The organism is Bradyrhizobium sp. AZCC 2176 (genome assembly GCF_036924645.1).
Classification (GTDB): domain Bacteria; phylum Pseudomonadota; class Alphaproteobacteria; order Rhizobiales; family Xanthobacteraceae; genus Bradyrhizobium.
The window spans coordinates 5,385,163-5,398,941 of sequence record NZ_JAZHRX010000001.1; the positions used below are offsets into that span (position 1 = coordinate 5,385,163).

The 13,779-nt window shown below is 62.0% G+C and carries 12 protein-coding genes and 1 tRNA gene; 8 read left to right on the forward strand and 5 right to left on the reverse strand.

The window, feature by feature from the left end; all coding sequences use genetic code 11:
• Window positions 1-43: 43 nt before the first annotated feature.
• From V1288_RS25265 to V1288_RS25295, 7 genes are all read left to right on the forward strand, one after another.
• Window positions 44-913: an amidohydrolase family protein gene (locus V1288_RS25265; RefSeq protein ID WP_334361398.1), complete on the forward strand. Its 870-nt coding sequence runs from the start codon at window positions 44-46 to the stop codon at window positions 911-913.
• A gap of 13 nt (window positions 914-926) precedes the next feature.
• Entirely contained in the window at window positions 927-1,931 is a 1,005-nt protein-coding gene (locus tag V1288_RS25270) for a Bug family tripartite tricarboxylate transporter substrate binding protein (RefSeq protein ID WP_334359620.1), read from the forward strand.
• Window positions 1,932-1,986: 55 nt separating this feature from the next.
• Window positions 1,987-2,712, forward strand: coding sequence for a PIG-L deacetylase family protein (locus V1288_RS25275; protein ID WP_161853967.1), 726 nt, complete (start codon window positions 1,987-1,989; stop codon window positions 2,710-2,712).
• On the forward strand, window positions 2,709-3,401 hold the full coding sequence (locus tag V1288_RS25280; RefSeq protein ID WP_334359621.1) for a 4-carboxy-4-hydroxy-2-oxoadipate aldolase/oxaloacetate decarboxylase: 693 nt from the start codon (window positions 2,709-2,711) through the stop codon (window positions 3,399-3,401). The genes V1288_RS25275 and V1288_RS25280 overlap by 4 nt, the downstream gene beginning before the upstream one ends.
• A 7-nt stretch (window positions 3,402-3,408) precedes the next feature.
• Window positions 3,409-4,251 carry a hypothetical protein gene (locus tag V1288_RS25285; RefSeq protein WP_334361399.1) on the forward strand — a complete coding sequence of 281 codons (843 nt, stop codon included), beginning with the start codon at window positions 3,409-3,411 and terminating at the stop codon, window positions 4,249-4,251.
• Between the two features lie 96 nt (window positions 4,252-4,347).
• The gene (locus V1288_RS25290; protein ID WP_334359622.1) at window positions 4,348-5,298 is read left to right on the forward strand and encodes a catechol 2,3-dioxygenase; all 951 of its coding nucleotides are present in this window, start codon (window positions 4,348-4,350) and stop codon (window positions 5,296-5,298) included.
• Window positions 5,299-5,427: 129 nt separating this feature from the next.
• Window positions 5,428-6,636 carry a cytochrome P450 gene (locus V1288_RS25295; RefSeq protein WP_334359623.1) on the forward strand — a complete coding sequence of 403 codons (1,209 nt, stop codon included), beginning with the start codon at window positions 5,428-5,430 and terminating at the stop codon, window positions 6,634-6,636.
• 33 nt (window positions 6,637-6,669) lie between these two features.
• Here V1288_RS25295 and V1288_RS25300 read toward each other — a convergent pair.
• From V1288_RS25300 to V1288_RS25320, 5 genes are all read right to left on the reverse strand, one after another.
• Window positions 6,670-6,743, reverse strand: a tRNA-Gln gene (locus V1288_RS25300).
• Between the two features lie 366 nt (window positions 6,744-7,109).
• A complete protein-coding gene (locus V1288_RS25305; protein WP_334359624.1) occupies window positions 7,110-7,970 on the reverse strand; it encodes a DMT family transporter in 861 nt (286 codons plus the stop codon).
• A gap of 71 nt (window positions 7,971-8,041) precedes the next feature.
• Window positions 8,042-8,656 carry a TetR/AcrR family transcriptional regulator gene (locus tag V1288_RS25310; protein ID WP_334359625.1) on the reverse strand — a complete coding sequence of 205 codons (615 nt, stop codon included), beginning with the start codon at window positions 8,654-8,656 and terminating at the stop codon, window positions 8,042-8,044.
• A gap of 121 nt (window positions 8,657-8,777) precedes the next feature.
• The gene (locus V1288_RS25315) at window positions 8,778-11,924 is read right to left on the reverse strand and encodes a multidrug efflux RND transporter permease subunit (protein WP_334359626.1); all 3,147 of its coding nucleotides are present in this window, start codon (window positions 11,922-11,924) and stop codon (window positions 8,778-8,780) included.
• Window positions 11,921-13,093: an efflux RND transporter periplasmic adaptor subunit gene (locus V1288_RS25320; RefSeq protein ID WP_334359627.1), complete on the reverse strand. Its 1,173-nt coding sequence runs from the start codon at window positions 13,091-13,093 to the stop codon at window positions 11,921-11,923. Before V1288_RS25320 ends, V1288_RS25315 begins: the two co-directional genes overlap by 4 nt.
• 269 nt (window positions 13,094-13,362) lie before the next feature.
• On the opposite strand from V1288_RS25320, the gene V1288_RS25325 reads away from it, so the two are divergent.
• On the forward strand, window positions 13,363-13,605 hold the full coding sequence (locus V1288_RS25325) for a hypothetical protein (RefSeq protein ID WP_334361400.1): 243 nt from the start codon (window positions 13,363-13,365) through the stop codon (window positions 13,603-13,605).
• Window positions 13,606-13,779 lie beyond the last annotated feature (174 nt).

The window sequence follows — 13,779 nt, forward strand, 5'->3', positions numbered from 1 at the left end:
TCGAGTTGCCGTGAAGCGCGACCAAAACACTGCAGAAGGCACCATGCACAAGCCGACGATCCCCGGACCCGATCCCGATACGCGAACGCCGAAATTCAAGCTCCCGGCGCTGGCGTGCGACGCGCATACCCACATTTTCGGCCCCGGTGACAAATATCCGTATGCGCCGGGACGGCCCTATACACCGCCCGATGCGCCGCTCGAAGATTTCCGGGCGCTGCACAGGAAGATCGGGATCGGCCGCGCCGTCATCGTCAATGCCAGCGTGCACGGCACCGACAACCGGGTCGCACTCGACGCCATCGCCGTCAGCAACGGTACCTTTCGCGCCGTCGCCAATATCGACGATACCATCACCGAGCGCGGCCTTCGCGAACTGCATGAGGGAGGCTTTCGCGGCTGCCGCTTCAACTTCGTGCGGCATCTCGGCGGGGTGCCCGACATGGCGGCCTTCCACCGCATTGTCGCGATGGTCGCGCCGCTTGGCTGGCACATCGATCTGCATTTCGACGCGATCGACCTGCCTGAATATGCCGAGATGCTGGCAAGACTGCCGGTGCGCTACACCATCGATCACATGGGGCGCATCAAGGCCTCTGACGGCCTCGACCAGCTTCCGTTCAAGACGCTGATTGACCTGATGACGCGGGACGAGAAATGCTGGGTCAAGGTGTGCGGCTGCGAGCGGGTGTCATCCGGCGGTCCGCCATTCCACGACGCGGTGCCGTTTGCGCGGGGTATCATCGAGACGGCGCCGGACCGCGTGATCTGGGGGACCGACTGGCCGCACCCGAACGTCAAGGTGATGCCCAACGACGGCGATCTGGTCGACCTCATTCCCTTGTTTGCACCGGAGCCCGAGTTGCAGCAGAAGATCCTGGTCGACAATCCGGCGCGGCTGTTCGAGTTTTGATGGAGCGCGGGCGATGGCGAACAAGCGCGAGCGATATTCCCTGAGCCGGCGCGGCGTGTCGTTCGCCGGGGTGGCTGCGCTGGCGGCGGCATTGTTGCTGCCGCAAGCTGCCGACGCACAGAATTATCCGAACCGGCCGGTGCGGCTCATCCTGCCGTTTGGTGCCGGCGGCGTCGCCGACGTCACGGCGCGGCTTGTTACGGAAAAACTCGGCGAAAAGCTCGCCCAGCGCTTCGTCATCGAGAACATGGCGGGTGCCGGCGGCATCAACGCCGCGCGCGCCGTGCTGTCGGCACAAGCGGACGGCTACACGCTGGCGCTGCTGAGCAACGGCACCGCCATCTCGGTATCGTTGTTCAAGAGCCTTGGCTTCAATCCGGTGACTGACTTCGTTCCGGTGTCGAGCATGGGCTATTTCGACTTCATCTTCGTGACGCAAGCCGGCTCGCCATATCCGACGCTGGCTGAATTCATCAAGGCGGCCAAGGCAAAACCCGGCACGCTCAATGTCGGCACCATCAATGTCGGGTCGACGCAGAATCTTGCGGCGCAATTGTTCAAATCGACCGCCGGTGTCGATGTCACCATCGTGCCGTTCCGCAGTTCACCCGATGTGCTGATCGCGCTGTTGCGCGGCGATATCCAGATGGCGATCGAGAACTACAGCGCGGTGCAGTCGCACGTTGCCGACAAGGCGGCCATTGCGGTGTCGTCTTCGGGTACGATCCGCACCACATTCCTGCCTGACGTGCCGACGGTGAAGGAAGCGGGAGGCGGTGACTTCGAGGCGCGGTCCTGGAACGCGATCTTTGCGCCCAAGGGCACGCCGCCGGAGGTGATCAAGACGCTCAACGCTGCACTGCGTGAGGTGCTCGAGATGCCGGAGTTAAAGAAGCGCGCGCTTGATCTCGGCATTGAGGCCAAGGCCAGCTCGCCCGAAGAAATCCTCGATCGGCTCAAGGCCGATATCGACAAATGGGCCCAAGTGATCGAGCGGGCACGAATTGCCAAACAGTAGTCGCGCGGCCGGTGCGGCCGGCCACGTGCAACAAGCGAAGGAGGAAATCCCGATCATGAGCAATGCTGGCAAAACGGGCCTGGTGGTCACGGCGCATCCCGGCGATTTCGTCTGGCGCGCGGGCGGCGCGATCGCACTGCATGTGAAGAAAGGTTATCGCGTCAAGATCGCCTGTCTGTCGTTCGGCGAGCGTGGCGAGAGCCAGTTCGCCTGGAAGGAGGCCGGCGCGACGATGGAGAAGGTCAAGGCGGGCCGGCGCGACGAGGCGCAGCGCGCGGCGGAGATGCTGGGCGCGGAAATCGAATTCTTCGACGCCGGCGATTATCCGCTGCGGCTGACGGATAAGCATTTCGACCGCATGGTCGATATCTACCGCGAGCTTAACCCGTCCTTCGTGCTCACCCACGCGCTGGAGGACCCCTATAATTTCGATCATCCGAACGCCGCCCACTTTGCCCAGGAAACCCGCGTGGTCGCGCAGGCGATGGGCCACAAGCCCGGCGCCAAATATACCTACTCGGCGCCGCCGGTGTTCCTGTTCGAGCCACACCAGCCGGAGATGTGTAATTTCAAGCCGCAGGTGATCCTCAACATCGACGAGGTTTGGGAGATCAAGCGCAAGACGTTCGAAATTCTCGCCGCCCAAAAACATCTGTGGGCCTATTATGAGCGGGTCGCGCTGCAGCGGGGCGTGCAGGGCGGCCGCAATACCGGCAAGCCGATGACCTATGGCGAGGCCTATCAGCGATTGTTCCCGATGGCGATGGAGGAATTGGCATGAAGACGGTCGTCGTCCGTAACATCAAGCGAACCGATGCTGAACTGGTGAAGCGGCTGGGCGCGCTCGGCGTCGCGACCGCGCACGAGGCCTATGGCCGCTTCGGGCTGATGAAGCCCTATCTGCGTCCGGTCTGGAGCGGCGCCGAGACGTCGGGCACCGCCGTGACCGTGCTGGCGCAGCCCGGCGACAACTGGATGATCCATGTCGCGGTGGAACAGTGCCAGCCTGGCGACGTCCTCGTGGTCGGCTGCACCACCGACAACACTGACGGCATGTTCGGCGATCTGCTCGCGACCTCCCTGATGGCGCGCGGCGTCAGGGGGCTCGTCATCGACGCCGGCGTTCGCGACGCCAAATCGCTTCGCGAAATGGGCTTTCCAGTGTGGTCGAAGGCGATCTCGGCCAAGGGAACCGTCAAGGCGACGCTGGGTGCGGTCAACGTGCCCGTGGTCTGCGCCGGGATCAATGTGGTGCCCGGCGATGCGGTCGTTGCCGACGATGACGGCGTCGTGGTGATCGGGCGCAAGGACGCCGCTGATGTGGTGGCGAGGGGCGAGAAACGCGTTGCCGACGAAGACGGCAAGCGCAGGCAACTGGCTTCAGGCGTGCTGGGGCTCGACATGTACAAGATGCGCGAGCCGCTGGCGAAAGCCGGCCTCGTCTATGTCGATAGACTGGAGGAAGACTGAGGTGGCGATGCGCCTGCGCACCTTGCTCGGCGACCATCCCGGCACATCGGCGCTGAAGAATGGGTCGATCAGATCCAATCTGGTTCAGTTCGACTTTGCGCAGTATTCGCCGACCAACAAGGGTTTCAAGCCAATGGTCCGCGAAGGGGCGTTCGACGTCTCGGAGATGGCGATCGTCACCTATCTGATGGCGAAGTCGTTCGGCAAGCCGATGGTGCTGCTGCCGGATGTCGTGCTGGCGCGGTTCCAGCACGGGCATGCGCTGTACAATGCGAAGGCGGGCAAGCTCGCGCCGCGTGACCTCAACGGCAAGCGCGTCGGCATTCGTTCCTTCACGACCACGACCGGCGCATGGCTACGCGGTATCCTCGCCAATGACTATGGCGTCGATCTCGATTCGATCGACTGGGTGACGTTCGAGGATGCCCATGTCGCCGAATTCGTTGATACGACCAAGCGGGCAGGCGCCGGCAAGCAGATCGTGCAGATGCTGATCGACGACGAGCTCGATGCGGTGCTGGGCGAGAAATCGGACCATCCGGATTTGAAACCGCTATTCGCCGACGTCGCCGCGGAGGAAAAAACCTGGTTCGAAAAGCACAAGGTGGTGCCGATCAATCATATGGTGGTGGTGAGCCGGACCCTGTCCGACCAGCATCCGGACGTGGTGCGGGAGGTTCATCGACTGCTCGCCTCGGCCGCCACTGCCTCGCCGGCGGCGCCGCATTTTGACCGAGACGAGATGCAGCGCTCGCTGGAGCTGATCATCGATTACTCCGCGCAACAAAAGCTCATTCCGCGCGCATTTACCGTCGATGAGCTGTTCGACGACGTGACGCGAGCGCTGTAATTGTAGGGTGGGCAAAGGTGCATTGCGCCGTGCCCGCCATGTGGTTTGAACTGGTGGGCGCGTTGCGCTTTGCCCCATCTACGAGAGAGACCGCCAATGACATCAGAGCCGATTTTCGATCTCGCCCATCTCGGCCACATGGAACTGCTGACGCCGAGGCCCGACGAGAGCCTGAAATTTTTCGTCGACGTCATGGGCATGACGGTCAGCGGACAGAAGGGCGAGTCGGTCTATTTGCGTGGCTGGGACGACTACGAGCGCTATTCGCTCAAGCTGACGGGCTCGAAAACATCAGGCATGGAACATATGGCGTTGCGCGCCCGCAGCCCGCAGGCGCTGGAGCGCCGTGTCACCGCACTGAAGGGATCAGGCTTCGATATCGGCTGGGTCGACGGGGATATGGGGCAGGGGCCGGCGTTCCGCTGCCGCGACCCTGATGGCCATATCGTTGAACTCTATTACGAGACCGAATGGTATCAGCCGCCGCCCGAGCTCAAGCCGGCGCTGAAGAACCAGGCGCAGCGGTTTCCGGCGCGCGGCGTCAATGTCCGCCGGCTCGATCACCTCAATTGCCTCGCCGTCGACATCAAGGCGAACCGGCTGTTCTTCGAGAACTATCTGGGCCTGCGCACCACCGAGCAGATCGTGCTCAACGACGGCACGGAAGCCGCGATGTGGATGACGATGTCGAACAAGAGCTACGATTTCGCCTACACCCGCGATCATTACGGCAAGGCGGGACGCTTCCATCATGTCACCTACGCGCTCGACAGCCGCGAGGAGATTCTGCGCGCCGCCGATATCTTTCTCGAAAACGGAATCCATATCGAGACCGGCCCGCACAAGCACGCGATCCAGCAGACCTTCTTCCTCTATGTCTACGAGCCCGGCGGCAACCGTATCGAGGTCGCCAACGCCGGCGCCCGCCTGATCCTTGCGCCCGACTGGAAGCCTATCGTGTGGACCGAGGAAGAGCGCAAGAAGGGCCAGGCCTGGGGACTGAAAACGATCGAGTCGTTTCACACCCACGGCACGCCGCCGGTGTGAGGAAGATGGCGGCGGCTGTCATTTCATGGAAGCCCGGGACGGAACTGCGACCGGCCGGATCCATCTTGCACCGCTGGCGCCGCGCACCATCTTGATGCGACGGCCGTGAACGGCGTTGCGAGGTGGTCGATGGTGCAGCATGTGGATTTCACCAGCGAGGCGTTTTTTCGCAACCCGGAAGCAGGCGTCGCGACCTTGCGCGCTGCCGGTCCCGTCGTCTTTACGAGGTTTCCGATCATCGGCCGCGTCTGGGTCACCACGACCTACGAGGCGGCCGCGCGGGTGCTGAAGGACAGCGCGCTCTTCACGCTGCGCAAGGAGGGCGGGGTGCTGGGCGGGGTGCCCTGGTGGATGCCGAAATTGATCGGAACGGTTGCCAACAACATGCTGACGATGGATGAGCCGGACCATACGCGGCTGCGCAACATCGTCGATGAAGCGTTCCGCCGCCGCGCCGTGCTCGATATGGAGCCGCATATCCGCGCCATCGCCGATCGCCTCGCCGATGAATTGTTCAGGGACGGCAGCCCGGCCGATCTGGTGCAGCGTTACGCGCGGATGCTGCCGCTTGCGGTAATCTGCGAGTTGCTCGGCCTGCCGACGGCCGACCGGCCGAAATTCATCGCCTGGGCCAATTCGATGGCGCATCTCACCAATGCATTCGGCTTTCTGCGGTTGATCGGTGGCCTCATCAAGATGCGGCGCTATCTCCAGGAACGCCTGCAGCTCGCCCGCGAGAGGGGCGGCGAAGGATTAATCGCGGAACTCGTGCGCGTCGAGCAAGAGGGCGGGCGCATCACGCCGGACGAAATGGTCTCTATGGTGTTTCTGCTGCTCGGCGCCGGCTCCGAGACCACCACGCACCTGATCAGCGGATCGGTGTTCGAACTGCTGAAGGATCCGGCTCGGCGCGATTGGCTAACGGCGGACTGGAGCCGCGCCGGGCTCGCGGTCGAAGAATTCCTGCGCTTCGTCTCGCCGGTGCAATTCTCAAAGCCGCGCTACGTACGCCGGGACGTCGATCTCGAAGGCGTGAAGTTAAGGAAGGGCGACAGGGTGATGGCGATGATCGTCGCCGCCAATCTGGACCCCGACGCGAACGAGTGTCCCGAACGCCTCGATCTCGAGCGTCGGCCGAACCGGCATCTCGCGTTCGGCACCGGAATTCATTTCTGCCTCGGCCACCAGCTCGCGCGGATCGAAGGGATCTGCGCGCTGCAGCCGCTGTTCACGCGCTGGCCCGGATTAAGGCTAGCGGTCGAGCCGTCACAGATTCATTGGCGGAAACGGCCCGGCATTCGCATGATTGCGGAGCTGCCGGTTGTGGCCGGTGCGTGACGCGGGGCGTTAAGGGGACGGCCCCCGGAAGGCTGGCTGGGGAACTAGGATTCGAACCTAGACAAACAGAGTCAGAGTCTGTTGTGCTACCGTTACACCATTCCCCATAAGCGATTGATATTAAATCGCTTTTTTCCGAGAGCTTTAGCAAATCGCTTCGGAAAATCAGTGACGGTCATATAGCCGTACCGATTGTTTCGGTCTAGCCTTTGTTATCACCCGCGAACAGCCCTTCATCTAGTTGTTTTCTGAAGGGTTTCTGCTTTGCTCATCCGATTTGGTGCTGGTTTGCAAAAGCTACTCCTTTTTTCATTATCGGACTCTGAGCGAGTAGTGGCCCGTGCGGCCAAGCCGGTTCATGATTTGGCCGGCGGCACTCCGATGCTAGATGTTCGCTCAACCGCCGATAGCGGACTTCAATCGCCACCCTCGGCATGCCAAACTTGGGGGTCGCCACGACGCGACTTCCAGGTTCAAATTGGTCGAGCGGTCGATCTCACTTGTGTAATGGCGACGCCGGAGATCGCGAGCAGCCCACCGACAATCAACTTTGGGGTCATGCGGTCGCCAAGGAACAACACGCTCGAAATCAAGGCGAACACCGGAAGCAGCAGGCCGAATGGTGCGACGCGGCCCATGGAGCATCGGGCAATCAGCCAGAACCAAAGTCCGAATCCAATAATTCCTCCGATGAAAATTGTGTAGGCGAGTGCCAGCCAGCCACGTTCATCCGCCGTGACGAGACTTGCCAGTTGTCCATGTTCAATGAGTAACGACATCAACACGACCTGCGGCACCGTGAGTAGCGACGACCACCCCATCAACATCAAAGGATCAAAAGGGCCGTAGCGTTTCGTCAAGATGTTGGACACCGCGAAAGCGAAGGCTGCTCCGATCACAAGCAGCAGCGGAAGCGTGTTTGCCGACAGGCCAGGCTCGGCCGCCAACACGACCACGCCAACGAATGCAAGCAGCACTCCGGCGGACGTGGTGAGAGACGGTCTCTCCGCGAGCAGCGGCCAGGCTAACAGGACGGTGAAGGGCGTAGCGAGTTGATATGCGACGGCCGACATGCTCCCCGAGCCGAGCCCAAGGCCGATATAGAAGAGCCCGAAGTTCAGTCCACCAAGGAAAATCGAAATAGCTGCGACAGGGCCGACCTGTTGACGCGCGGGCCTTTTGACGAACGGAACAAGCAGCAGCGCGATGGCCAGGAAGCGCAGTGCGAGGAAGAAGAGAGGCGGAAACTCCGTTACGCCCACTTTGATGGCCACGAACTGATAACCCCAGAGCAAGGGAACGGCCACCGCGCAGACGACCTGGATGGCAGACATGGCATCCTTCCTTTCAAGACCGATCAGTCTATATATCAGCGCGCCAATGGCGGAGGTGTCCGTGGGTCGTTTTACCTAATGAAGCGGTCGAGAAGAGCGTCAACGGTGGCTTGCGATGTGATCCGTGGCGGCGCCGTTTTGCCGACCACTCGCAGCCCCTCAACGAAACAGACGAGAATTCGGGCGGCACTTGAAGGCTCAACGTCATCGGCCAACTTGCCCGCCGTCTTCGCACGGGAAAGCGCATGGGCCACCCTGGCTTCCATGGCTTTGAAAAAGCTCGCGATGCGACGACCAACTTCAGCATCTTGGCCAGCAAGTTCCATGGCTGTGGCCACCAGCAGGCATCCGCGCCGACCATTAGCACCGCTCGTGCGGTCAACGTAGCCGGCAAGGTAGGCCCGCAGGCCGTCGACCGGCGCTCTGCGGGGATCGAGTTCGATATCCATCCGTATCAGGGCATCGGCAATGTAGCGATCAAGCGCACGCAAGAAGAGCGAGTGCTTGTCACCGAAAGCGGCGTAAAGGCTGCCACGCGAGAGCTTCGTCGCACGAAGAAGGTCCGGAAGCGCCGTGGCGTGATAGCCGCGCGACCAAAACACACCCATCGCGCGTTCGACAGCGGCTTCCACGTCGAAACTTCGGGGGCGGCCACGGGGCAACTGCACTGGGGTTTGGTGGCTCATTGCTAATATATAGACCAATTGGTCTTTAAATCGCAAGTGACCACTTTGGTTCGTTTATTTGAAATTTTCACTGACCGTCTCTGAAGAAAACTACACTTCGGTAGTGTCGGTCCCGCGCAAATCATTCGGCCGCCTGCTTGACCGGGTCGTCAGTGTCCAGATGCGCATCACGGTTAGGATTGGACGAACGGCCCCACCGCGCAACCGCGTTCGAAAGCCGGTCGAGATAGAGATAGACCACCGGCGTCGTGAACAGTGTCAGCGCCTGGCTGACGACTAGGCCGCCGACCATGGCATAACCGAGCGGCTGGCGGATTTCCGATCCGGTGCCGGTGCCGAGCATCAGCGGCACGCCGCCGAGCAGCGCCGCCATCGTCGTCATCATGATCGGGCGGAAGCGCAACAGCGCCGCCTTGCGGATCGCGGCCTCGGGCTCGAGTTGCTCGTCGCGCTCGGCCGTGATCGCGAAATCGATCATCATGATGCCGTTCTTCTTGACGATGCCGATCAGAAGCACGATGCCGATCAATGCGATCAGGCTGAAATCGAACCCGAACACCATCAGGATGGCGAGCGCGCCGACCCCGGCCGACGGCAGCGTGGACAGGATCGTGATCGGGTGGATGTAGCTTTCGTAGAGGATGCCGAGGATCAGGTATACCACGACGAGGGCTGCAAAGATCAACAGCGGCACGGTGCCGAGCGACTGCTGAAATGCCTGCGCGGTGCCCTGGAAACTCGAATTGAGGGTTGCCGGCGCGCCGAGTTCGACCATCGCCTTCTGTACCGCGTCGGTTGCCTGTCCCAACGCCACGCCCTGCGCGAGGTTGAAGCTGATCGTGATCGCCGGAAACTGGCCCTGGTGGCTGATCGACAGCGGCCGTACCGGCACGCTGGTCCAGGTGGCAAAGGTCGACAGCGGGACCTGCTCGCCAGTGGCAGGCGATTTCACATAGATCTTGTTCAGCGTGTCGAGGCTGCCCTGCAGCTCCGGCAGCACCTCGAGCACCACCTTGTAGGTGTTGAGCTGGGTAAAATACTGCGTCACCTGGCGCTGGCCGAACGCGTCATAGAGCGTATCGTCGATCAATTGCGGCTGGATGCCATAGCGCGCGGCGGTGTCGCGGTTGATCTTGAGCTCCAGCGTGGTGCCGTTGGTCTGCTGGTCGGTGGCGACGTCGCGAAGCTCCGGCAGCGTCTGCATCTTCGCCAAAATCTTCGGCGCCCATTCGTTCAACTCGCCGAGGTCGGCGTCCTGCAGCGTGAATTCGAATTGGGTTCGCGTCGGCCGCCCGCCGAGCCGCACATCCTGTGCCGCTTGCATATAGAGGCGGGCGCCTTCGACCTTCTCCAACTGGGGACGGAGGCGGGCGATAATCTGTTGCGCGGTCGCCTTGCGTTCGTCGCGCGGCTTCAGCGTGATGAACAGATTGCCGTTGTTGCCGGCGCGTCCGCTGCCGCCGATCACCATCGCGACCGAGGCCACATCCGGGTCGGCCTGCACGATCTTGCCGAGTTCTTCCTGGTGCCGCTTCATGTCGGCAAAGGAAATGTCCTGGCTGGCCTCCGAGGTGGCCGTGATCAGGCCGTTATCCTGCTGCGGAAAGAAGCCCTTCGGGATAACGACGAAGAGGTAGACCGACAGCCCCAGCGTAGCGAAGAAGATCATCAAGGTGGTGAACTTCCAGCGCAGCGCGAGGTCGAGGCCGCGTTCGTAGAAGCGCAGCATCGCATCGAAACCGCGCTCGCTCCATTGGTAGAAACGGCCATGCCTGGTCTCGCCACGCGCGCGCAGGAAGCGCGAGGCCATCATCGGCGTCAGCGTCAGCGATACGACCATCGAGACGAAGATGGTCATCGCCAGCGTCACGGCGAATTCGCGGAACAGCCGCCCGATGATGCCGCCCATCAGCAATAGCGGGATCAGCACCGCGACCAGCGAGATACTGATCGACATGATGGTGAAGCCGATTTCGCTGGCGCCCTTGAACGCGGCGGCCATCGGCCTCTCGCCCTCCTCGATATAGCGGGTGATGTTCTCGAGCATCACGATCGCGTCGTCGACCACGAAGCCGACGGCGATGGTGAGCGCCATCAGCGAGAGATTGTCGAGCGTGTAGCCGAACACCCACATCAGCGCGCAGGCGCCGAGCAGCGCCAGCGGCACGGTCACCGCCGGGATCACGGTCGCCCAGAAACTGCGCAGGAAGATGAAGATCACCATAACGACCAGCGCAATGGTCAGCAGCAGGGTGAATTGCACGTCTTCCACCGCGGCGCGGATGGTCTGGGTGCGGTCGCTGATGACCTCGATCTTGATCGCCGGTGGAATGGCTCCGACCAGCCGCGGCAGCGTCGCCTTGATCTTGTCGACGGTCTCGATGACGTTGGCGCCGGGCTGCTTGAAGATCACCAGGAACACGCCGCGCTTGCCGTTGGCCCAGGCCGCCTGCTTGGCGTCTTCCGGGCCGGTGACGGCCTGGCCGATATCGCGGATCCGCAACGGGCCGCCGTTGCGGTAGGCAATGATGACGTCGTTCCAGTCCTTGGAATCCGGCAACTGGTCGTTGGCGTAAATGGTGTAGGAGCGGCGCTCGCCGTCGATATTGCCCTTCGGGCTGTCGACGGTCGTGATCGCGATCTGGCTGCGCACATCTTCGAGCGACAACCCCTTGGCGACGAGTTTCGCCGGGTCGATCTGGATGCGGATCGCCGGTTTCTGCTGACCGCCGATGATGACCTGGGCAACGCCCGAGATCTGGCTGATCTGCTGTGCGAGCTGGGCGTCGACGGCGTCGCTCACGGTCGTCAGCGGCAGCGTGTCCGAGGTCGCCGACAAAAGCACGATCGGCGAATCGGCCGGGTTGACCTTGCGATAGGTCGGCGGCGAAGGGAGGTTCTTCGGCAACTGGCCGCTGGCGGCGTTGATCGCGGCCTGTACGTCGTTGGCGGCGGCGTCGATCGGGCGGTTCAGATCGAACTGGATCGTGATCGCCGCGGTGCCAAGGTAGCTGGTCGAGGTCATCTGCGCGACGCCGGGAATCTGCGCGAACTGACGCTCCAGCGGCTGCGCCACCGACGAGGCCATGGTTTCCGGGCTGCCGCCGGGCAAGGAGGCCGAGACCTGAATGGTCGGAAAATCGACCTGCGGGAGGGGCGCGACCGGCAGCATCGGATAGGCAACGAGGCCGACGAACATGATCCCGGCCATCATCAGGGACGTGCCGATCGGATAGCGAATGAAGGGGGCGGAGATTCCCGCGCTCATTCGCTGCTCACCTTGGCCTGAGCCTGATCCGAGCTGGCGACCGCCGTCGTCACCAGCGTACCCGGCTGGACCTTGAACTGGCCCGCCGTAATCACCTGCTCGCCGGGCGAAAGGCCCTCATCGACCACGGAGCGACCGTCGATTGCGCGCGCCACCCTGATCTTGCGGAGTTCGGCCTTGTTCTCCTTGTTGACCACGTAGGCATACAGACCATTGGGGCCATGCTGAACGGCATCGTCGGGAATGACGGTGGCATCCTTCAGCGTCGCAATGAGCAGCCGGGTCGAAACCGACTGGCCCGGCCACAGCGCGTGATCCGCGTTGTCGAACACGGCCTTGAGCCTGACGGTGCCGCTCGACGTGTCGACCTGGTTGTTGATCAGCGAAAGCGTGCCGGTCGAAAGCACCCGCTTGCCGTCGGTGGAGAGCGCGATCGTTTTGGGAGAGCCAGCGGCGAGCGCGGCCTTGATAGAAGGCAACTGGTCTTCCGGCGCGGTAAAGATCACCGCGATCGGCTCGATCTGGGCGATGCTGACGATGCCGGTCTGGGTCGCGGCATTGACGATGTTGCCGACGTCGACCTGGCGCAGGCCGGCAATGCCGGAGAACGGCGCCTTGACGGTAGCGTAATCGAGTTGCGTCTGCGTGTTGGCGATTGCTGCATCGTCGCCGGCCACTTGCGCCGTCAGTTGTGCGACCAAAGCTCGCTGGGTATCCGTTTGCTGGCGGGTCGCGAACTCACCAAGCCGGGTGGAGCGCTGCAGGTCGAGGTTGGCATTGGCGAGATTGGCTTGGTCCTGCGCCTTCTTCGCCTTGGCCTGATCGAGGGCTGCCTGGAACGGCCGCGGATCGATCTCGACCAGCGTATCGCCTTCCTTGACGAACTGCCCTTCCTGAAACGCGATCCGGTTGATCTGACCGTCGACGCGGGTGCGGACCACGACGGTGTTGAAGCCTTGCACAGTGCCGAGGCCGGTCAGATAGACCGGAAAATCGGCCGTTTCGACCGCGGTAATCCGCACGGGGACGGCGGCGCGGGCAGGAGCGCGCTTCTGAGCTTCAGCCTGCGCCTGATGATTCTCGCCGTGGAATCGCTGCCAGCCAAAAAGCCCGAGCGCGGCGATCGCTGCGACCAGCAAGACCCAACTGACGGTGCGTGACCTCGACATGCCGACCTACGCGTTAGGAAAAACAGGCAATAGTGCCCGGAACGGTTCCCAGCACACACAGATATAGTCTGCGCGCCCTCGGGACGTACACGCACGAGCGCTTGAGGAATCCTAAACAATTGGAAAGGTTCAAGCCGCCGCCTCATGCGAGGATCGCCGGCAACCCCGATGCCGCCCGCGATTTCGTCCGCATCATCCGGCCGGTTGAAACCTGGATCGAAGTCGTCCATATCGCGCCCACCAAGGCTTGCGGAAACCGGGGGTGCAGGATGGACGAGCTGAACGGACGCATAATGGCGTGCCAAATTCTGATCACGGGACTGATTGCGCGTGTCGCGAACGATTCGCCCGACCCCTTGCGATTCCTCACCGACTTTCGCGACGAGATCAAAGCTGTCGTGAAGGGCGTCAACATCGCCGGCATGGACAACACCGATCGAGTCCGCCAAGTCGCGCAATCGACGGTCGACGAATTGTTTTCGCTGATGAAGCCGCCGAGCAGCGATGAATAGTGTGAAAATGAAAATGCAACTTGTGCCTGATTTTAGGGCATTTCTTGCATCTCTTTAGAACGCTTACAAAGTAAATTTTAGAACCATTTCAAACTATAGATTAGAATCGTTGTGATCTGCACGGATTCAACCGGAGTGTTGCCCCGATCGCGTTGACCCAAAAATTTTCGCTCG